Raw genomic sequence first — 20,107 nt, 5'->3', positions numbered from 1 at the left:
AGGAGGAACCCCACACAGCCGCGCCGACCTCGGGGAGGGGCACGTGCTCAGCAGCGCACACCATGCAGACGTCGTCATCGTGGGAGCCGGAGTCTCAGGACTCGCGGCGGCACACCATCTGATCGCCGCGGGAGTCACGGTCACCGTCCTGGAGGCCGCGAACGACCCCGGCGGTCGGATGGCCACCGAGTCGGTCGACGGCTTCCGGCTCGACCGGACCGGCCAGCTCCTCAACACCTCGTACACCGAACCGTCCCGCACCCCGGGCCTGGAGGCGCTCGTCCTGCGCCCCTTCGCGCCCGGGGTCCTCATCCGGGGAGCCGACGGCAAACAGCAGCGCGCCGGGGCCCTCACCCCCGCCCGCGCCCTGGCCGGCGGCTCCCTCGACCAGGCCCGGCTCAGCGCCGCGCTCGGCCGGCTCGCCGCCCTGCCCGTGGAGCGCCTGCTCGCCCGGCCCGAACGCACCGCGACGGCCGCCCTGCGCACCCGCGGCCTGCCGCCGCGCACGGTCAACGGCGTACTGCGCCCCCTGCTCGCCACCCTGCTCCGCGACCCGGAACTGACCACCTCCAGCCGGGTCGCCGACCTCGCCCTGCGCGGATTCGCCCGAGGCCGGCTCGCCGTGCCCGAGGGCGGCGCCGCGAGCCTGCCCGACCTGCTCGCCGCCGCCCTGCCGCCCGGCACCGTACGGACCGGGGTGCGGGTCCGCACGGTGGCGACGAACCTCGTCACCACCGAGGAGCACGGCGACTTCAGCTGCCGTTCCGTCGTGCTCGCCACCGGCGCCCGGGCCGCCGCCGACCTGCTGCCGGGGCTGCGGGTGCCGAACTTCCACGAGGTCACCGTCATCCACCACGGCACCGCCGTCCCGCTGCCGTGGGACGGTTCCCTGCTCCTGGACGCCGACCCGAAGTGGCCGCTCGCCCACACCACCGTGATGAGTGCGGTCGACCCGACGCGGGCTCCCGCCGGGCGGAGCCTGGTCACCACCACCGTGCACGGACCGCCGCCGCCCACCCGCACGGTCGCCTCCCGGCTCGCCCGGCTCTACGACACCTCCACCCGGGACTGGGAGCCACTCGCCGTCCACCACACCCCGGAGGCCGTCCCGGCCATGCCCCCGCCGTACGACCTGCGCCGCCCGGTACGGGTCGTGGCCGGGCTGTACGTGTGCGGCGACCACCGCGACGTCAACACCGTCCAGGGGGCCCTGCACTCCGCCCGACGCGCGAGCACGGCCGTCCTGCGCGACTTCGGCATCCCGGTGCCGGCCGCCCCGGAACGATCCGTTCCGGTGGCGGCCTGAGTCGGTCCCGCCCCGGCCGCGTACGCGTGAGGGCCCGGCCCCGTGACCGGGGCCGGGCCCTCACGCCCGCCCCCGTGACCGGGACGGGGCGCGGGCCCGCTCAGACCAGCGCGGCGACCCGGTCCCGGTAGGTCCGCACCGCCGAGGCGTCCCGGTACGGCTCCAGCCGCCGCTCGAAGTCCCGTACGTACTCCACCGCGCGCGCCGACCGCATCTCCATCGCCTGCTGCGCCGCCTCCGCGCCCAGCGCGCACGCCTGGTCCAGCTCGCCGAGCCCCAGCCGGGCCGTGGCCAGCACCACCCTGCAGAACAGCCGCGAGCGCGCGTGGCCGGGCGCCCGCAACTGGAGCGAGCGCTCCGCGTGCTGCGCCGAGGCCCGGTACTGCTGGAGATCCCGGTGGCAGTGGCCGAACTCGTCCGCCAACTGCGCCTCGTCGTAGAAGCGGGCCCAGTGCGGCACGTCGTCCCCCGGCCGGGCCGCGCCCAGCGCCCGCTCCGCCCGCACCAGCGAGGCCGTCGAGGCCCGCACCTCGCCCAACACCGCGTGCCCCCGCGCCTCCGCCGAGTGCAGCAACGCCTGCACCACCGGCGGCGGCCCGGAGCCCACGCCCTGCTGGGCGACCCGGGCGAGCTGCACCGCCTCCCGCCCGTGCCCCAGGTAGACGGCCTGCCGGCTCATCGTGACCAGCACGTACGACCCGTACGGCCGGTCGGCGGCGGCCTGCGAGAGCCGCAGCGCCTGCACGAAGTACCGCTGGGCCAGCCCGTGCGCGGCGATGTCGTACGAGGTCCAACCCGCGAGCCGGGTCAGGTCGGCGGCGGCCGCGAACAGCCTGCGCCCGGTGGTCTCCCCGTACGTGCCCCGCAGCATCGGCTCCGCCTCGTGCTCCAGGTACCGCACCAGCGCCTGCCGGGCGTGCCCGCCGCCGTAGGTGTCGTCCAGGGTCCGGAACAGTTCGCTCACCGACCGCAGCGCCGCGATGTCCCCGCCCGTCACCCGCTGGCCGGGCGCCCGGTCGATCTGCCGCTGGCGGGGCACGGCCGTCCGCCCCTGCGTCGGGACCCGCGAGCCGGCGGGCTCCGCGCCCCGCCCGACCCGTTCGTCGGCCCGGCCGATCAGCCAGTCCCGGCTGGGCACCACCAGACCGGCCGGGGTGAAGGCGATCTTGCGCAGCTCGGCGTGCGAGCCGGAGTCCTTGCGCCACAGTCCGCTCGCGATGTCCACGGCCTCCTCGGGGGTGGCCGCGAACTCCAGCCCCGCGTAGACGGGCGCGCACGCGTCGAGCCCCAGGTCCTGGGCCGACAGCCGCCGCCCGAGGCGCCGGGTGAAGACCTCCGCGATCAGCGCGGGGGTCGTCCCGCGGGGTTGCTGGCCGCGCAGCCACCGGGTCACGGACGTCTTGTCGTACCGCAGATCGAGACCGTGTTCCAGGCCGAGCTGGTCGACGCGGCGGGCGAGACCGGCGTTGGAGAACCCGGCTTCCGCGATCAGCGCCGAGAGTTGCCGGTTGGGGACGCGCTGGGCTGGTCGTTCCGTCATCGGCTCCACGGTTTCCTGACGTGAAAGACCGGAGTCCCGGCCCTGTGAACGGCGTGAATGTAGCGGCGAACTTCGCCCGCACCGCCCCCTCTGTCCCACATTCATCCGATCGTGTGCAGAACCTGCGGGGTCCTTTACGGATGGGCACGCTCCGCCCGTATGGGCGACGACCGAGGCGACCGTCGGGGCCCTGAGGAGCCGCTTTCGGCCGGCCGTACCCTTGGCTGGTGCGATGCGTGCACACAGCAGGTTCAACGAGGAGGCGCTGCGGTGACTGAGCTTCGGTTTGTCCATCTGGGCTTCGGGCCGGAATTCGTCGAGTACACCGAGGCCTGGGACGAGCAGCGCCGGGTGCACGCCGCCCGCTTCGCGGACGAGATCGAGGACACCTGCCTGCTGGTCGAGCACCGACCCGTCTACACGGCCGGTCGGCGCACCGCAGACAACGAGCGGCCGTTGGACGGCACGCCGGTCGTGGACGTGGACCGGGGCGGAAAGATCACCTGGCACGGGCCGGGCCAGCTCGTCGGCTACCCGATCATGAAGCTGCCGCGCCCCGTGGACGTGGTCGCCCACGTCCGCCGGCTGGAGGACGCGCTGATCAGGACCGCAGCCGAGTTCGGGCTGGAGACCACCCGGATCGAGGGGCGCAGCGGTGTCTGGGTGCTCGGCGACCCCGTCGAGGACCGGCCGGGCATCGGCGGACTCTCGCTGGACCTCGATCCCCGGATGCACGACGACGAGTTCGACGCCCGGCTGAACGGCCCCGAGTACGCCCCGTCCAACGCCGGCCAGCGCCGCGAGGACCGCAAGCTCGCCGCCATCGGCATCCGGGTCGCCAAGGGCGTCACCATGCACGGGTTCTCGATCAACGTGAATCCGGACAACACCTGGTTCGACCGGATCATCCCCTGCGGCATCCGGGACGCCGGTGTGACCTCGCTCTCGTACGAACTGGGCCGGGAGATCACCATCGCCCAGGTGCTGCCCGTCATCGAGCGGCACCTCAAGGACGTCCTGGAGCAGGCGGAGCTCCGACCGAGGGAGATCGAGCCCGCCGCCGGCTGAGGCCCGGGGAATGCGTCCGGCCGCCCCCAGGTTGGCGGACGTAAGAACGTATGAAATTACGGGCGTACCCTGGTGGGCGCCGAAGAATCGAAGTCACAGGGAGCCGGTCGTGTCCGCAGTCGCACCCGACGGACGCAAGATGCTGCGCCTCGAGGTCCGTAACGCCCAGACCCCCATCGAGCGCAAGCCCGAGTGGATCAAGACCCGGGCGAAGATGGGCCCCGAGTACACCAAGATGCAGGCCCTGGTGAAGGGCGAAGGACTGCACACGGTGTGCCAGGAAGCCGGCTGTCCGAACATCTACGAATGCTGGGAAGACCGCGAGGCCACCTTCCTCATCGGTGGCGACCAGTGCACCCGGCGCTGTGACTTCTGCCAGATCGACACGGGCAAGCCCGAGGCCCTCGACCGGGACGAGCCGCGTCGTGTCGGCGAGTCCGTGGTCACCATGGACCTGAACTACGCGACGATCACCGGCGTGGCCCGCGACGACCTGCCCGACGGCGGCGCCTGGCTGTACGCGGAGACCGTGCGCCAGATCCACCAGCAGACGGCGGGCCGTGAGACCGGCCACACCAAGGTCGAGCTGCTGGCCCCCGACTTCAACGCGGTGCCGGAACTCCTGGAGGAGGTCTTCGCCTCCCGCCCCGAGGTCTTCGCGCACAACGTCGAGACGGTCCCCCGGATCTTCAAGCGGATCCGCCCCGGCTTCCGCTACGAGCGCTCCCTCGACGTGATCACCAAGGCACGCGCCTACGGCCTGATCACGAAGTCGAACCTGATCCTCGGCATGGGCGAGGAGCGCGAGGAGGTCACGCAGGCCCTCAAGGACCTGCACGAGGCCGGCTGCGAGCTCATCACCATCACCCAGTACCTGCGCCCCTCGCCGCGCCACCACCCCGTCGAGCGGTGGGTCAAGCCGGCCGAGTTCGTCGAGCTGGCGAAGGAGGCCGAGGAGATCGGCTTCTCCGGTGTGATGTCCGGTCCGCTGGTGCGTTCCTCGTACCGCGCCGGGCGCCTCTACCAGCAGGCGATGGAGAAGCGCGCCACCGTCTGACGTGGGCGTGTGAAGTCCCGCACAATAACTTACTGAACAGTAACACCGCGCCGACGCGGCCCCTAGGCTCATTCCAGGATGAGTCGGGTGGGCCGCGTCAGTGTTTTCGCGCCCAACATGTTCATCGCATTTGACCGACCGGTCACGCCCTGGTAACACCAGTCAGTGACGATTGCTGCACGCACCGCACATCGCGCAGCGCGCACCACCGCTTCGCTCCACGTACCACCGCTTCACTCCCAGCCGTCGTGAGCACCGTGAGAGGGATCGACATCATGCAGGCCGCGCCCGTACGCGCCATCGCCATCCCGTCCTTCACAGACGCCTTCCGGGGCATCGAGTCGCTGCTCATGAGCGGCGCCCGCCGCAACGCCTGGAGCGCGGTCCTGGAGGACCGCCGCAGGGCCAAGGATCGGGTCGAAACCGAGCACGTACTCGAGGCCGCGGCGACCCGCCGTCCGCAGGCCACGTAAACTCGCCTTATGGCGAGGAAGTCAAACGCAGAGACTGCTGCGAACCCCGGGCGACTGAAGCAGATCGCCCTGACGTACAAGATGACGCGCAAGGCCGACCCGAAGGTCGGTCTGATCGTCGCGGGCGTGGGAATCGTCACCTTCGGTGTCTTTCTTGCGATCGGCTTCCTGATCGGCCACCCGGTCTACCTGGGCATCCTGGGTTTCCTGGTGGCGTTCCTCGCGATGGCGATCGTCTTCGGGCGACGGGCCGAGCGGGCTGCCTTCGGGCAGATGGAGGGACAGCCGGGCGCTGCCGCGGCCGTACTGGACAACGTGGGACGGGGTTGGACCACCACCCCGGCCGTCGCGATGAACCGGAACCAGGACATCGTCCACCGGGCCGTCGGCAAGGCGGGCGTCGTCCTGATCGCGGAGGGCAACCCGAACCGGGTCAAGGTCCTGCTCGCGGCCGAGAAGAAGAAGCTGGCCCGGATCATGCCCGACGTCCCGGTGCACGACTTCATCGTGGGCACCGGCGAGGGCGAGGTCCCGCTCAAGAAGGTCCGTACGACGCTGCTCAAGCTGCCGCGCGTGCTGGCCGGCCCGCAGATCACGCAGGTGAACGACAAGCTCCGGGCCATGGGTGACCTCATGAGCAACATGCCGGTCCCGAAGGGCCCCATGCCGAAGGGCACGCGCATGCCGCGCGGCGGCAAGATGCGCTGACAATGCGCTGACCTGCTTTTCGTATACGACACGGGGGTGCCCCCGGAGCCGATGGCTCCGGGGGCACCCCCGTCTCGTCGTGCTCTGGGCGCGCTGTCGTCGTGTTCTCCGCGACGCGCGCCGTTCCTCAGATGCGGACCTGGACCGCGCCGGCGAGCCGGTCGTGCAGGCCCCGGCCGTCCCGGTCCGAGATCAGGGCGGGTACGAAGAGGGCCAGCAGCAGGGTGCGCAGCGCCACCCGGCCGAGGCCCAGGCGCGAGCCGTCCAGCGCGATGACCCGGAGTCCCAGGATCCGCTTGCCGGGGGTGAAGCCCACCGTGCCCACCGTCAGGAACGTGAGGCTCAGGAAGAGCGCCAGCGTCCACGGGCTGGAAGCGTCCAGGTCACCGCCCGTGATCAGGGCGTAGGCGATCAGCTGACAACCGACCCAGTCGATGACGACGGCGCCGAGTCGACGCCCGAAACGGGCCACCGAGCCGGGCCCCGAACGGGGAAGGCCCAGGCGCTCGCCCGGATGGCCGAAGTCGACGCCCATCTCCTCGGCGGCCGCGCGGGGGCCGGAAAGCCAGGATCCGATTGCTTGCCTGTTGTCCACCCGACCACGGTACCGGTGCGCTCTCCGGCGCCCCGGACGGGACCCTGGTTAACTTGTGCGAAACAAATGGGTCATGCTTGAGAAATCCCGTCTGCTTATGGTCGGGTCAGCGTGCGGCACCGCACTGACGCACCACGAGCTATAAAGCCCGCCCCTGCCCCGGGGTCGGGAGTAGGAGGAGTTGGATGTTCCAGAACGCCGACGAAGTGAAGCAGTACATCGAGGAGAACGACGTCAAGTTCGTCGACGTCCGCTTCTGTGACCTGCCTGGTGTGATGCAGCACTTCACCATCCCGGCGCGGGCGTTCGACCCGGCGGAGGAGCTCGCCTTCGACGGATCCTCCATCCGCGGCTTCCAGGCGATCCACGAGTCCGACATGGCGCTGCGCGCCGACATCACCACCGCGCGCCTGGACCCGTTCCGCAAGGACAAGACGCTCAACATCAACTTCTTCATCCACGACCCGATCACGGGCGAGGCCTACAGCCGCGACCCGCGCAACATCGCGAAGAAGGCCGAGGCGTACCTCGCCTCCACCGGCATCGCCGACACCGCGTACTTCGGCCCCGAGGCCGAGTTCTACGTGTTCGACAGCGTGCGCTTCGCGACGACCGCGAACGAGAGCTTCTACCACATCGACTCCGAGGCCGGCGCCTGGAACACCGGCTCCGAGGAGAACAACCGCGGCTACAAGGTCCGCTACAAGGGCGGCTACTTCCCCGTCGCCCCGGTCGACCACTTCGCCGACCTGCGCGCCGAGATCTCGCTGGAACTGGACGCCCAGGGCCTCCAGGTCGAGCGCCAGCACCACGAGGTCGGCACCGGCGGCCAGGCCGAGATCAACTACAAGTTCAACACGCTGCTCGCCGCGGCCGACGACCTGATGCTCTTCAAGTACATCGTGAAGAACGTCGCCTGGCGCAACGGCAAGACCGCGACCTTCATGCCGAAGCCGATCTTCGGTGACAACGGCTCGGGCATGCACGTCCACCAGTCGCTGTGGGCGAACGGCGACCCGCTGTTCTACGACGAGGCCGGCTACGCGGGCCTCTCGGACACCGCCCGCTACTACATCGGCGGCATCCTCAAGCACGCCCCGTCGCTGCTGGCCTTCACCAACCCGACGGTGAACTCCTACCACCGCCTGGTGCCGGGCTTCGAGGCGCCGGTCAACATGGTGTACTCGCAGCGCAACCGCTCCGCCGCGATGCGCATCCCGATCACCGGCTCGAACCCGAAGGCCAAGCGCGTCGAGTTCCGCGCCCCGGACCCGTCGTCCAACCCGTACCTCGCCTTCGCGGCGCTGCTGCTCGCGGGCCTCGACGGCGTCAAGAACAAGATCGAGCCGATGGAGCCGATCGACAAGGACCTCTACGAGCTCTCCCCCGACGAGCACGCGAGCGTCCCGCAAGTCCCGACCAGCCTGGAGGACGTCCTCAAGGCCCTGGAGGAGGACCACGAGTACCTCCTCGCCGGCGGTGTCTTCACCCCGGACCTGATCGAGACCTGGATCGACTACAAGCGCACCAACGAGATCGCCCCGATCGCGCTGCGCCCGCACCCGCACGAGTTCGAGATGTACTTCGACATCTAGTCGCCCCGAGCGTCCACCGGCGGAACCCGCACGACGGGCCGCCGGACGGCCGCTCCGCGACCTTGCCACAGGCGCCCGCGCCCGTGGCCGTGCCGCCCTCCACTCCTCACGGAGCGGAGGGCGGCACTTCGTCGTTTCCGGGGCGCTTCGCCGCCCCGGACCGCTTCGCCGCTTCCGGGAAGCGGGCCCTCAGGCCGGGCGGTGCAACAGGGCCATCGCGCCCGTCAGCTCGCGCAGGCAGCGGACCGCGAGTTCGGCCGGGGAGCCGGGGCCCGCGACCGGGGCGTCGGTGGCCGACCAGAGTTCCAGGGCGATGCGGATCGCGTCCGTGGCGGCCGCCGCCAGGAGACGGACGCCGAGGGCGTCGGCGTCCGGTCCGGCGAGCCGGGCGATCACCGGGACCAGGCGTTCCTCGGAGTCCTGGTTCACGCGGTACCAGACGGCCCGCAGGGCCTCGTCGCCGGTGGCCGCCCGCAGCAGCCCGCGCGTCACCTTCAGGCCTTCCTCGACGGCCCGGGAGTCGCCGAGGGAGCGGGTGACGGCGCGCTCCAGCGCCTCGGCCAGGGGGGTGCCGGGATCCTCCTCGGCGAGCAACGCGCGCCAGGCGTCACCGCCGCCGGCGAGCAGGGGGGCAACGGCCTCCTGCTTGTTGCGGAAGTAGCGGTAGAACGTGCGCAGGGCCACGCCGGCGCGGTGGGCGATGTCCTCGGCGGTGGTGCCGTCGGGGCCGTGCTCGGCGAAGAGTTCGCAGGCGGCGCGGGCGATGTCGAGCTGGGTGGCGGCCTTGCGGCGCTCGGTTAGCGACTGGGCTCCGGGGCCGGCCTGGGGAGAGTACGGACGAGGGGATCTCACGTATGAAGCCTACCGTCCGACAGGCTCGGCCGATGCATGCATTGACACTCTGGCAAAACGTGTCACTTGGTCGTACGCTCGCCCCCATGAACCGTTACGAAGGACGTCGCGTCCTCATCACCGGCGGCGGCTCCGGCATCGGCCGGGCCACCGTCCACCGCATCCTCGCCGAGGGCGGCCGCGTACACACCGTGGACGTCGACGAAGCCGGGCTCAAGAACACGGCGGACCGGGCCGGCGCCGACGGTCGCGGGGACCGCCTCACCACCGCCGTCCTCGACATAGCCGACGAGGCGGCCGTACGGGCCGGGATCGCCGGCGCCGTCGCGAGCCTCGGCGGGCTCGACGTGCTGGTGAACGCCGCCGGCATCCTGCGCTCCTCGCACACCCACCAGACCACGCTCGACTTCTGGAACAAGGTCATCGCGGTCAACCTCACCGGCACCTTCCTGGTGATCCGCGAGTCGATCCCGGCGCTGCTGGCGGGCGACCAACCGGTCGTCGTGAACTTCAGCTCCACCTCGGCGTCCTTCGCGCACCCCTACATGTCCGCCTACGCGGCCAGCAAGGGCGGCATCCAGTCCATGACCCACGCCCTGGCCGCCGAGTACAGCAAGCAGGGCCTGCGGTTCGTCGCCGTGGCCCCCGGCTCCATCGAGTCCGGCATGACCACCGGCAACGGCCCGGGCCTGCCCGAGGACACCGACTGGAGCCTGTTCACCAAGCTCGCCCCGGCCCTCGGCCAGGGCTTCGCGGGCCCGGAGACGGTGGCCGGCGTCGTCGCGATGCTCGGGTCCGAGGACGGCGCGTTCATCACCGGCACGGAGATCCGCATCGACGGCGGCACGCACTACTGAGGCGCGCCGGCCACGACTGACCCGCGCCGCCCGCACGCGCCACCGACCGGGGTCAGCCCCTGAACCGGTCCCAGAGCCGGGGGAAGCGTTCCGCGAGCACGGCTTCGTTCTCGAAGTCGAGGGGAGCGCCCTCCGGCTCGGCCGCCTGGAGCGGGACCCCGAGGTCCGGCGCCACCGAACCGGTCAGCTGCTCGTACGCCTCGTCCGCCGCGTACCCCAGCTCCTCGCCGTCGCCGTCGATCTCCTCGTCGAAGTCGCCCAGCAGCTCCGCCAGGTGGTCGGGATCGTGCACCCCGCCCTCGAAGACCTCCCGCCCCTGGCCGATCAGCCAGCACCGGAAGTAGTCGAACGCGTCGTCGCTCGCCCCGTCGAGCAGCACCCAGGCCGCGCCCCAGAGGTCCCAGGTGTACGCGCGGTTGTACCGCGACTCGAAGTGCCGGGCGAAGTCCAGCACGGAGTCCGGGTCGAGCTGCGCCAGCCGCTCCACGAGCAGCTCGGCGTGCTCCTCGGGGTCGCCCTCGGCGGCCTCGCGGGTACGGTCGACGATCTCCCAGAACTCCGTCTCGTCCATCACCGCTCCAGCATCACGGGTCCACCCCCGTGCCGCCACCGCTCATACGGCCAAAGGCCGGTGTCCGCCCCCCATTGGCGGGGCGGACACCGGCCTTCGGCCGTAGGGTGGCGCGTCGGACTCGGCGCGACGGGGCGCCCGGGTCCTACAGGCCGTAGCGCTCGCGGGCCTCCTTGATGGCGGACGCCGGCACCTCGCCGCGGCGGGCGAGCTGGGCCAGCGCGGCCACCACGATGGACTGGGCGTCGACACCGAAGTGCCGGCGGGCGCCCTCGCGGGTGTCGGAGAGGCCGAAGCCGTCCGTGCCCAGCGAGGTGTAGTCCTGCTCCACCCACTGGCTGATCTGGTCCGGGACCTGACGCATCCAGTCGGACACGGCCAGCACCGGGCTCGTGACGCCCTCCAGCGCGCGGGTGACGTACGGGGTGCGCACCTCGCCGCGCAGCAGCGCCTCGTCGCACTCCAGCGCGTCGCGGCGCAGCTCGCCCCAGGAGGTGGCGGACCAGACGTCGGCGGCCACGTTCCAGTCGGCGGCGAGGAGCTTCTGGGCGTCCAGGGCCCAGTGGATCGCCGTGCCGGAGGCCATGAGCTGGACCTTCGGGGCGTCGGCGGCGGGGGCCGCCTCGGCGAGGTCGGCCGCGGTGTTGAAGCGGTACAGGCCCTTGAGGATGCCTTCCTCGACGCCCTCCGGGATGGCGGGCTGGACCTTCGGCTCGTTGTAGACCGTCAGGTAGTAGAAGACGTCTTCCGGCTTCTCGCCGTACATGCGGCGCAGACCGTCCTTGACGATCACCGCGATCTCGTACGCGAAGGCCGGGTCGTAGTTGAGCGACGCCGGGTTCGTGGACGCGATCAGGTGCGAGTGGCCGTCGGCGTGCTGGAGGCCCTCACCGGTCAGCGTGGTGCGACCGGCGGTGGCGCCGACGATGAAGCCCTTGCCGAGCTGGTCGGCGAGCTGCCACATCTGGTCGGCGGTGCGCTGCCAGCCGAACATCGAGTAGAAGATGTAGAACGGGATCATCGGCTCGCCGTGCGTCGCGTACGACGTGCAGGCGGCGATGAAGTCGGCCATGGCGCCGGCCTCGGTGATCCCCTCGTTGAGGATCTGGCCGTCCTTGGCTTCCTTGTAGTACATGAGCTGGTCGCGGTCGACCGGCTCGTACGTCTGGCCCAGCGGTGAGTAGATGCCGGCCGACGGGAAGAGGGACTCCATGCCGAAGGTACGGGCCTCGTCGGGGACGATCGGCACCCAGCGCTTGCCGGTCTCCTTGTCCCGCATCAGGTCCTTGACGAGCCGGACGAAGGCCATGGTGGTGGCCATCTCCTGCTTGCCGGAGCCCTTGAGGAGCGGGGCGAAGGAGCGGTCGGCCGGGGCCGGCAGGGCCACGGGCTTGACCTTGCGGGCCGGGGCCGGGCCGCCGAGGGCCGCGCGGCGCTCGTTGAGGTACCGCACCTCGGGGCTGTCCGCGCCCGGGTGGCCGTAGGGGACCTGGCCGTCGACGAAGGCGCTGTCCGGGATCGGGAGGTCGAGCTTGTCGCGCATGCTCTTGAACTCGTCGATCGTGAGCTTCTTCATCTGGTGGTTCGCGTTCTTCGACTCGAACCCGGCGCCCAGCGTGTAGCCCTTGACGGTCTGCGCGAGGATGACCGTCGGCGCGCCCTTGTGCTCCAGGGCGGCCTTGTACGCGGCGTACACCTTGCGGGGCTCGTGGCCGCCGCGGGAGGTGTGGAAGCACTCGGCGATCTTCGCGTCGGACAGCACGGCCGCGAGCTGCACGAGTTCGGCGTTGGCGCCGAAGAAGTGCTCGCGGATGTAGGCCGCGTCGCGGGTCGCGTACGTCTGGAACTGCGCGTCCGGCACCTCGCGCAGGCGGCGCACGAGGGCGCCGGTGGTGTCGAGCTGGAACAGCTCGTCCCAGGCGGAGCCCCACAGGGACTTGATGACGTTCCAGCCGGCGCCGCGGAACTGGGCCTCCAGCTCCTGGACCACGCGGAAGTTTGCGCGGACCGGACCGTCGAGACGCTGCAGGTTGCAGTTGATGACGAAGGTCAGGTTGTCGAGCTGCTCGCGGGAGGCGAGGGCCAGGGCGGCGGTCGACTCGGGCTCGTCCATCTCGCCGTCGCCCAGGAAGGCCCAGACGTGCGAGTTCGCGGTGTCCTTGATGCTGCGGTTGTGCAGGTAGCGGTTGAACCGCGCCTGGTAGATCGCGGACAGCGGGCCGAGGCCCATGGACACCGTCGGGAACTCCCACAGCCACGGCAGGCGCCGCGGGTGCGGGTAGGACGGCAGGCCGTTGCCGCCGGACTCCTGGCGGAAGTTGTCGAGCTGCTGCTCGGAGACGCGGCCGTCGAGGAAGGCGCGCGCGTAGATGCCGGGGGAGGCGTGGCCCTGGATGTAGAGCTGGTCGCCCGATCCGTCGGCCTCCTTCCCGCGGAAGAAGTGCTGGAAGCCGGTCTCGTAGAGCCAGGCCGCCGAGGCGAAGGTGGCGATGTGGCCGCCGACGCCGTACTTGGAGCCGCGGGTCACCATGGCGGCCGCGTTCCAGCGGTTCCACGCGGTGATCCTGGCTTCCATCGCCTCGTCGCCGGGGAACTCCGGCTCCGCGGCGGTGGGGATGGTGTTGACGTAGTCCGTCTCAAGGAGCTTCGGCAGCGCGAGACCGGCGGCCTCGGCGTGCTGGAGGGTACGACGGAGCAGGTACTCGGCGCGGCGCGTACCGGCGGCCTTGGCGACGGCGTCGAGGGAGGCCGCCCATTCGGCGGTCTCCTCGGTGTCGCGGTCCGGGAGCTGGTCGAGCTCGCTCGGAAGCTTTCCTACGGGGTCGGACATCGGTGTGCGCCGCCTTCCGGACAAAGGAGAGGTGGTGAAGAAAATCCCTGACGGGCAGGACAGGGTCGATGGACCCGGGTGGGGTCCGCGTTGACTGTAAAGCGCTGATCGATGATCGATCAAATAAAAGTGACAATTAAATGTCCAAGGGGCGAAAGTCGGCACCGGGTGCCATGGCTCAAGGCACCCGGTGCCGGTGGTCTCGCGTCGTGGAACCAGTACAGGTCGACGCGCCGGCGGCTCCCTGGAGAGCCGCTCGAAACCCCAGGTCGGAAGCGGTTTCAGCAGTCTTGCCGAAGGCGCGGGGGCGTTCGTCAGGCGCGCGGCGCGCAGCCCAGGACATGCCGCTTCACGAGCAGCCCGATGTCCGGATCCTGACCGCGGAACGCCGCCACGAGCGCCTCGTGTTCCTCCGCGTACGACTTCTGGACGGTACCGAGCCAGCGGATGGACAGGGCCGTGAACACCTCGATGCCCAGGCTCTCCCAGGTGTGCAGCAGCACGCTGTTCCCGGCCGCCCGCACCATCTCGCGGTGGAAGCCCACCGTGTGCCGCACCTGCGCCGTGCCGTCCTCGGTGCGGTCCGCCTCCCACAGGGCCGCCACGTGCGGCTCCAGCGCCGTGCAGTCGGCCGCCAGCCGGGGCGCGGCCAGCTCGGCGGCGATCTGCTCCAGACCGGCCCGGACCGGGTAGATCTCCTCCAGGTCGGCCGCGGAGAGGTTCCGTACGCGGACGCCCTTGTTCGGCGCGGACTCGATCAGCCGCAGCGTCTCCAGCTCGCGCAACGCCTCCCGTACGGGCGTCTGGCTGACCTCCAGCTCGACGGCGATCCGGCGCTCGACGATCCGCTCGCCGGGCTTCCAACGGCCGCTGACGATCCCCTCCACGATGTGCTCGCGGATCTGCTCGCGCAGCGAGTGCACGACGGGTGGGGTGATCATCGGCGCTTCATCTCCTGAGGGGCACGCAGGGCTCTGATGCGTAGACAATACGGCGGAGTAGCCCTGAGCGAGGTGTTCCGGGGCGGGGACCCCGGGTGAGGCTGGTTACAAGACCGTTCCGGCCGGCCCGCCCCACCCGGCGGGGACGCCGCCCGGACACGACGACGGCGCCCCCGCCCGGAGTGGTTCCGGACGGGGGCGCCGTATCGAGCGGATGCCGCGGGGGCGTGAGCCCTACAGGCCGAGCTCGACCTCGAACTCGCCGGCTTCCAGGATGGCCTTGACGGCCGAGAGGTACCGGGCCGCGTCCGCGCCGTCCACCAGGCGGTGGTCGTAGGACAGGGTCAGGTACGTCATGTCGCGGATGCCGATGTTCGTGCCCTCGGCGGTCTCGATGACCACCGGGCGCTTGACCGTGGCACCGATGCCCAGGATGGCGACCTGGTTCGGCGGCACGATGACCGTGTCGAACAGGGCGCCGCGCGAGCCGGTGTTGCTGATGGTGAAGGTCGCGCCCGACAGCTCGTCCGGCGTGATCTTGTTGCCGCGGACCTTGGCGGCCAGGTCGGCGGTCGCCTTGGAGATGCCCGCCAGGTTGAGGTCACCGGCACCCTTGATGACCGGGGTCATCAGGCCCTTCTCGGAGTCCACGGCGATGCCGATGTTCTCCGAGTCGAAGTAGGTGATGGTGCCCTCGTCCTCGTTGATCCGGGCGTTGACGACCGCGTGGGCCTTCAGCGCCTGGGCCGCGGCCTTGACGAAGAACGGCATCGGCGAGAGCTTGACGCCCTCACGGGCCAGGAACGCGCCCTTGGCCTTCTCGCGCAGCTTCATGATCTTGGTGATGTCCACCTCGACCACGGAGCTGAGCTGCGCCTGCGAGTGCAGGGCCTTCATCATGTTGTCGCCGATGACCTTGCGCATGCGGGTCATCTTGACGGTCTGGCCACGCAGCTCGGACACCGCGGCCGGAGCCTTGGCGGCCGGAGCGGCAGCGGCGGCTGCCGGCGCCGGAGCGGCGGCGGCGGCCTTGGCGGCCTCGGCGGCGGCCAGGACGTCCTGCTTGCGGATACGGCCACCGACACCGGAGCCCGAGACCGAGGACAGGTCGACGCCGGACTCCGAGGCGAGCTTGCGCACCAGCGGGGTCACGTACGCGCCCTCGTCACCGGCCGAGGCCGGGGCGGCGGGAGCGGCCGGGGCCACGGGAGCCGCGGCGGCCGGAGCCTGAGCGGCCGGAGCGGCCTGCGCCGGAGCGGCGGCCGGAGCCGCCACGGGAGCCGGAGCGGCAGCCGCGGGAGCGGCCTGGACCGGAGCCGGGGCGGCGGCCGGAGCGGCAGCCTCCACCGGAGCCGGGGCTGCGGCGGGAGCGGGAGCGGCGGCCTCGGCCGGAGCCGGGGCGGCCTCGGCCGGAGCAGCCGCGCCGGCGACACCGATGACGGCCAGGCGAGCGCCGACCTCGGCGGTCTCGTCCTCGCCGACCAGGATCTCCAGCAGGGTGCCGGCGACCGGGGCGGGGATCTCGGTGTCGACCTTGTCGGTCGAGACCTCCAGCAGCGGCTCGTCGGCCTCGACCGACTCGCCGACCTGCTTCAGCCAGCGGGTGACGGTGCCCTCGGTGACGCTCTCGCCCAGGGCGGGGAGGGTGACGTCCGTGCCGGCCGCGGCAGGCGCGGCGGCGGGTGCCTCGGCGGCCGGGGCCTCGGCGGCGGGTGCCTCGGCAGCCGGAGCCGCCTCGGCGGGGGCCTCGGCCGGAGCCTCGGCGGTGACCGTCTCGGCCTCGGCCGGGGCCGGGGCGCCCGAGCCGTCGTCGATGACGGCCAGCTCGGCGCCGACCTCGACGGTCTCGTCCTCGGCGACCTTGATGGAGGCCAGGATGCCGGACACGGGCGACGGGATCTCGGTGTCGACCTTGTCGGTCGATACCTCGAGCAACGGCTCGTCGGCCTCGACGCGCTCGCCCTCGGCCTTCAGCCAACGGGTGACAGTGCCCTCGGTGACGCTCTCACCGAGCGCCGGAAGGGTTACGGAAACCGACATGGTTTCAGTTGCTCCTAACGGTGGGGTCTCCCCCAGCTCGAGCGGAGTCGAGAGCTTGGGGAAGTACGGAAGTGGTCGTCGCGCCCGTGACGATTAGTCGTGGGAGTGAAGCGGCTTGCCGGCAAGGGCCAGGTGGGCCTCGCCGAGCGCTTCGTTCTGGGTCGGGTGCGCGTGGATGAGCTGCGCGACCTCGGCCGGCAGAGCTTCCCAGTTGTAGATCAACTGGGCTTCGCCGACCTGCTCGCCCATCCGGTCACCGACCATGTGGACGCCGACCACGGCACCGTCCTTGACCTGGACGAGCTTGATCTCGCCCGCGGTCTTGAGGATCTTGCTCTTGCCGTTGCCCGCCAGGTTGTACTTCAGGGCCACGACCTTGTCCGCCCCGTAGATCTCCTTGGCCTTGGCCTCGGTGATGCCGACGGAGGCGACCTCGGGGTGGCAGTACGTGACGCGCGGCACACCGTCGTAGTCGATCGGGACGGCCTTGAGGCCGGCCAGACGCTCGGCGACGAGGATGCCCTCGGCGAAGCCGACGTGTGCGAGCTGCAGGGTCGGGACGAGGTCACCGACGGCCGAGATGCTCGGCACGTTGGTCTGCATGTACTCGTCGACCAGGACGTAGCCGCGGTCCATCGCGACGCCCTGCTCCTCGTAACCCAGACCCTGCGAGACCGGGCCGCGGCCGATCGCGACCAGCAGCACCTCCGCCTCGAAGGTCTTGCCGTCGGCGAGGGTGACGCGGACACCGTTCTCGGTGTACTCGGCCTTCTCGAAGAAGGTGCCGAGGTTGAACTTGATGCCGCGCTTGCGGAACGCGCGCTCAAGAAGCTTGGAGCTGTTCTCGTCCTCGACCGGCACGAGGTGCTTGAGACCCTCGATGACGGTGACGTCGGTGCCGAAGGACTTCCACGCCGAGGCGAACTCGACGCCGATGACGCCGCCGCCCAGGATGATCGCGGACTCGGGCACGCGGTCCAGGACGAGCGCGTGGTCCGAGGAGATGATGCGGTTTCCGTCGATGTCCAGGCCCGGCAGCGACTTCGGCACGGAGCCGGTCGCCAGCAGGACGTGGCGGCCCTGGATGGTGCGGCCGTCGACGTCGACGGAGGTCGGCGAGGAGAGGCGGCCCTCACCCTCGATGTAGGTCACCTTGCGCGAGGCGACGAGACCCTGGAGACCCTTGTACAGGCCCGAGATGACGTCGTCCTTGTACTTGTGCACACCCGCGATGTCGATGCCCTCGAAGGAGGCCTTGACACCGAACTGGGCGGCTTCGCGCGCCTGGTCCGCGATCTCACCGGCGTGCAGCAGTGCCTTCGTGGGGATGCAGCCGTTGTGCAGGCAGGTGCCGCCGAGCTTGTTCTTCTCGATCAGCGCAACGTCGAGACCCAGCTGGGATGCGCGCAGCGCCGCGGCGTAACCGCCACTGCCACCGCCGAGGATCACTAGGTCGAAAACGGTGCTGGCGTCGTTCGCCACGTCACGTCCTCCATGCATGTGCGCCGGGCACCGGTCCTCTGTGACCGGGGCGGCGGCTGGTAATCGGCCGCTTGTTTCTTCGGCCCTGTGGTGGGGGCCCTGTCCTGCCGAGAACCCATCTTCGCATTTGTCGGGGGAACGCGGGACGCCGGGCCCCGGCTCTGGACCGTCGTTCCGCCCGAACCGGGGGTTACCACTGCGTAGAAACCTACTGATCCTCGAGGTTTCGTCCAGGGCGAACGCGCCCCGGGACCCCGACCGGGGTCCCGGGGCGCGTTCCGTCCCACCTGGCGAGACGGATCGCGGTCGCGTCAGCCCAGGTCGCCCGTGGCGGTGCGCTCGGCCAGCCGCACCAGGGTGCGCACGGCCGAGCCGGTGCCGCCCTTGGGGGTGTAGCCGTACGGGGCGCCCTCGTGGAAGGCGGGGCCCGCGATGTCGAGGTGGGCCCAGGTGATGCCCTCGCCGACGAACTCCTGGAGGAAGAGGCCGGCCACCAGGCCGCCGCCCATGCGGACACCCATGTTGGCGATGTCGGCGGTGGGGGAGTCCATGGTCTTGCGCAGGTCCGCGGGGAGCGGCATCGGCCAGGAGGCCTCGCCGACCTCCTCGGCGATCTCGTGGATCGAGGTGCGGAAGGCGTCGTCGTTGGCCATCACGGCGAAGGTCCGGTCACCCAGGGCCAGCACCATGGCGCCGGTCAGGGTGGCGACGTCGACGATCGCGTCCGGGTTCTCCTCGGAGGCCTTGGTCAGCGCGTCGCCCAGGACGAGACGGCCCTCGGCGTCGGTGTTGAGGACCTCGACGGTCTTGCCGCTGTACATGCGCAGCACGTCGCCGGGCTTGGTGGCGGAGCCGGACGGCATGTTCTCGGCGAGCGCGAGCCAGCCGGTGACGTTGACCTGGAGGCCCAGCTTGGCGGCCGCGACGACGGCGGCGAACACGGCGGCGGCGCCGGCCATGTCGCACTTCATCGTCTCGTTGTGACCGGCCGGCTTCAGGGAGATGCCGCCCGAGTCGTAGGTGATGCCCTTGCCGACGAAGGCGAGGGTCTTCGCCGCCTTGGAGTGGGTGTAGCTGAGCTTCACCAGGCGCGGCGGGTTCTCGGAGCCCTTGCCGACGCCCATGATGCCGCCGAAGCCACCCTTGACGAGGGCCTTCTCGTCCAGCACCTGGACCTTGATGCCGTTCTCCTTCGCGGCCGCGGACGCGACGGCGGCGAAGGCCTCGGGGGTGAGGTCGTTCGGCGGGGTGTTGACCAGGTCACGCGCGATGTTGACCTCGGTCGCGACGACGATGGCGCGCTCGGCCGCGGCCTTGTGCTCCTTGTCGCGCGGCTTGGCGCCGAGCAGGGCGATCTCGGCGAGGGGCTGCTTGGGGCCCTCGCCCTTGGCGGCCTTCTTCTCGCCGCCCTGGTAGACGGTGAAGGCGTACGCGCCGAGCAGCGCGCCCTCGGCGACCGCGGTGACGGCGGAGGCGTCGTCGAGGGGAAGCGCGAAGGCGGCCTTCTTCACGCCGTGCAGGGCGCGGGCGGCGGATCCGGCGGCGCGGCGCAGCGCCTCCTCGTCGTAGGACTCGTCCTGCTCCGGTACGGAGCCCAGACCGACCGCCAGCACGACCGGGACCTTGAGGCCGGTGGGCGCGGGCAGCTTGGTGATCTCGCCTTCCGCGCCCGAGGCGCCGAGCGCGTCAAGCACGGTGGCGAGCTTTCCGCCGAACGCCTTGTCCACGGCCTCGGCGCCTGCGGCGACCACGGGGCCCTTGGCGCCCTTCGCCACGCCGACCACGAGGGCGTCGGCGCGCAACGTCGCGGCGCCGGCAGTGCTGAGAGTCAGAGCAGTCACGGTGGTGAAGTCTCGCTTCCGTTTGTGTATGTGGGCGCTGCGGTCGCGTCGGGGTCGCCGGCCGCTCCGCAGCGATCGTATTCCGGCTCGACGGCCGCCGGAAACGAGCCTACGCCGACGCGCTCGTCGTACGTCACTCGAAGGTTTGGCAAGTTGTTCGATCAGGACGCCGACAGGTTCACCCATCTGTGGCCTCTGTTCCAGGTTTGCCCTTTAGACCTGACGGGGTCCGAGAGAGTGATGCCGCTCTCGCAAGGGGACGCGGGGTCCCTTTGCATGATTTCCACAGAGCCTCCCCGGCGCGGCCGAACGCCATGCGGCCCAAGTCGTCGGGAGGCCTGCGGGGGGAAG

At 71.0% G+C, this 20,107-nt stretch carries 16 protein-coding genes; 7 read left to right on the top strand and 9 right to left on the bottom strand.

Annotation, left to right across the window (positions count from 1 at the left end; all coding sequences use genetic code 11):
- Positions 1 to 43 precede the first annotated feature (43 nt).
- Positions 44 to 1,306, top strand: coding sequence for an FAD-dependent oxidoreductase (locus tag ADK55_RS04385; RefSeq protein ID WP_053676106.1), 1,263 nt, complete (start codon positions 44 to 46; stop codon positions 1,304 to 1,306).
- Between the two features lie 100 nt (positions 1,307 to 1,406).
- Here the strand turns inward: ADK55_RS04385 and ADK55_RS04380 are convergent, their stop codons facing one another.
- Positions 1,407 to 2,846, bottom strand: coding sequence for a hypothetical protein (locus ADK55_RS04380; protein ID WP_053676105.1), 1,440 nt, complete (start codon positions 2,844 to 2,846; stop codon positions 1,407 to 1,409).
- Positions 2,847 to 3,116: 270 nt separating this feature from the next.
- On the opposite strand from ADK55_RS04380, the gene lipB reads away from it, so the two are divergent.
- The 4 genes from lipB (at position 3,117) to ADK55_RS04360 (ending at position 6,152) form a co-directional block, all read left to right on the top strand.
- Positions 3,117 to 3,914, top strand: coding sequence for a lipoyl(octanoyl) transferase LipB (lipB, locus tag ADK55_RS04375; protein WP_053676104.1), 798 nt, complete (start codon positions 3,117 to 3,119; stop codon positions 3,912 to 3,914).
- A 109-nt stretch (positions 3,915 to 4,023) separates the two neighbouring features.
- Entirely contained in the window at positions 4,024 to 4,971 is a 948-nt protein-coding gene (lipA, locus tag ADK55_RS04370; protein WP_053676103.1) for a lipoyl synthase, read from the top strand.
- A gap of 275 nt (positions 4,972 to 5,246) precedes the next feature.
- Positions 5,247 to 5,444, top strand: a complete 198-nt coding sequence (locus ADK55_RS04365) for a hypothetical protein (RefSeq protein ID WP_053676102.1) — start codon at positions 5,247 to 5,249, stop codon at positions 5,442 to 5,444.
- 9 nt (positions 5,445 to 5,453) lie between these two features.
- Entirely contained in the window at positions 5,454 to 6,152 is a 699-nt protein-coding gene (locus ADK55_RS04360; RefSeq protein ID WP_053676101.1) for a DUF4191 domain-containing protein, read from the top strand.
- A 127-nt stretch (positions 6,153 to 6,279) separates the two neighbouring features.
- On the opposite strand, the gene ADK55_RS04355 is transcribed toward ADK55_RS04360, so the two are convergent.
- A complete protein-coding gene (locus ADK55_RS04355; protein ID WP_053676100.1) occupies positions 6,280 to 6,747 on the bottom strand; it encodes an RDD family protein in 468 nt (155 codons plus the stop codon).
- A 185-nt stretch (positions 6,748 to 6,932) separates the two neighbouring features.
- On the opposite strand from ADK55_RS04355, the gene glnA reads away from it, so the two are divergent.
- Complete coding sequence (gene glnA / locus ADK55_RS04350) at positions 6,933 to 8,342, top strand: type I glutamate--ammonia ligase (RefSeq protein ID WP_053676099.1); 1,410 nt, start codon at positions 6,933 to 6,935, stop codon at positions 8,340 to 8,342.
- A gap of 189 nt (positions 8,343 to 8,531) precedes the next feature.
- On the opposite strand, the gene ADK55_RS04345 is transcribed toward glnA, so the two are convergent.
- Positions 8,532 to 9,194: a TetR family transcriptional regulator gene (locus ADK55_RS04345; protein ID WP_053676098.1), complete on the bottom strand. Its 663-nt coding sequence runs from the start codon at positions 9,192 to 9,194 to the stop codon at positions 8,532 to 8,534.
- An 86-nt stretch (positions 9,195 to 9,280) separates the two neighbouring features.
- Here ADK55_RS04345 and ADK55_RS04340 point away from each other — a divergent pair, with 86 nt between their 5' ends.
- Positions 9,281 to 10,051, top strand: a complete 771-nt coding sequence (locus tag ADK55_RS04340) for an SDR family NAD(P)-dependent oxidoreductase (RefSeq protein WP_053676097.1) — start codon at positions 9,281 to 9,283, stop codon at positions 10,049 to 10,051.
- Between the two features lie 52 nt (positions 10,052 to 10,103).
- On the opposite strand, the gene ADK55_RS04335 is transcribed toward ADK55_RS04340, so the two are convergent.
- The 6 genes from ADK55_RS04335 to ADK55_RS04310 all read right to left on the bottom strand — a co-directional run bounded on the left by ADK55_RS04335 (position 10,104) and on the right by ADK55_RS04310 (position 19,756).
- Entirely contained in the window at positions 10,104 to 10,622 is a 519-nt protein-coding gene (locus ADK55_RS04335) for a DUF4240 domain-containing protein (protein WP_053676096.1), read from the bottom strand.
- A 145-nt stretch (positions 10,623 to 10,767) separates the two neighbouring features.
- Positions 10,768 to 13,452, bottom strand: coding sequence for a pyruvate dehydrogenase (acetyl-transferring), homodimeric type (gene aceE / locus ADK55_RS04330; RefSeq protein ID WP_053676095.1), 2,685 nt, complete (start codon positions 13,450 to 13,452; stop codon positions 10,768 to 10,770).
- A 314-nt stretch (positions 13,453 to 13,766) separates the two neighbouring features.
- A complete protein-coding gene (locus tag ADK55_RS04325) occupies positions 13,767 to 14,390 on the bottom strand; it encodes a GntR family transcriptional regulator (protein WP_053676140.1) in 624 nt (207 codons plus the stop codon).
- A 237-nt stretch (positions 14,391 to 14,627) separates the two neighbouring features.
- Positions 14,628 to 16,433, bottom strand: a complete 1,806-nt coding sequence (gene sucB / locus ADK55_RS04320) for a 2-oxoglutarate dehydrogenase, E2 component, dihydrolipoamide succinyltransferase (RefSeq protein ID WP_053676094.1) — start codon at positions 16,431 to 16,433, stop codon at positions 14,628 to 14,630.
- Between the two features lie 93 nt (positions 16,434 to 16,526).
- Positions 16,527 to 17,915, bottom strand: coding sequence for a dihydrolipoyl dehydrogenase (gene lpdA / locus ADK55_RS04315; RefSeq protein ID WP_053676093.1), 1,389 nt, complete (start codon positions 17,913 to 17,915; stop codon positions 16,527 to 16,529).
- 311 nt (positions 17,916 to 18,226) lie between these two features.
- Entirely contained in the window at positions 18,227 to 19,756 is a 1,530-nt protein-coding gene (locus tag ADK55_RS04310) for a leucyl aminopeptidase (RefSeq protein WP_053676092.1), read from the bottom strand.
- Positions 19,757 to 20,107: the final 351 nt, after the last annotated feature.

It is taken from the genome of Streptomyces sp. WM4235 (assembly GCF_001279725.1).
Classification (GTDB): domain Bacteria; phylum Actinomycetota; class Actinomycetes; order Streptomycetales; family Streptomycetaceae; genus Streptomyces.
This window is presented reverse-complemented; position numbering and strand designations above follow the sequence as displayed.

Coding starts and splice junctions, on each gene's coding strand:
- ADK55_RS04380 (WP_053676105.1), bottom strand. CDS start 2,846: ATGACGGAACGACCAGCCCAGCGCGTCCCCAACCGGCAACTCTCGGCG.
- ADK55_RS04365 (WP_053676102.1), top strand. CDS start 5,247: ATGCAGGCCGCGCCCGTACGCGCCATCGCCATCCCGTCCTTCACAGAC.
- ADK55_RS04360 (WP_053676101.1), top strand. CDS start 5,454: ATGGCGAGGAAGTCAAACGCAGAGACTGCTGCGAACCCCGGGCGACTG.
- glnA (WP_053676099.1), top strand. CDS start 6,933: ATGTTCCAGAACGCCGACGAAGTGAAGCAGTACATCGAGGAGAACGAC.
- ADK55_RS04340 (WP_053676097.1), top strand. CDS start 9,281: ATGAACCGTTACGAAGGACGTCGCGTCCTCATCACCGGCGGCGGCTCC.
- ADK55_RS04335 (WP_053676096.1), bottom strand. CDS start 10,622: ATGGACGAGACGGAGTTCTGGGAGATCGTCGACCGTACCCGCGAGGCC.
- aceE (WP_053676095.1), bottom strand. CDS start 13,452: ATGTCCGACCCCGTAGGAAAGCTTCCGAGCGAGCTCGACCAGCTCCCG.
- sucB (WP_053676094.1), bottom strand. CDS start 16,433: ATGTCGGTTTCCGTAACCCTTCCGGCGCTCGGTGAGAGCGTCACCGAG.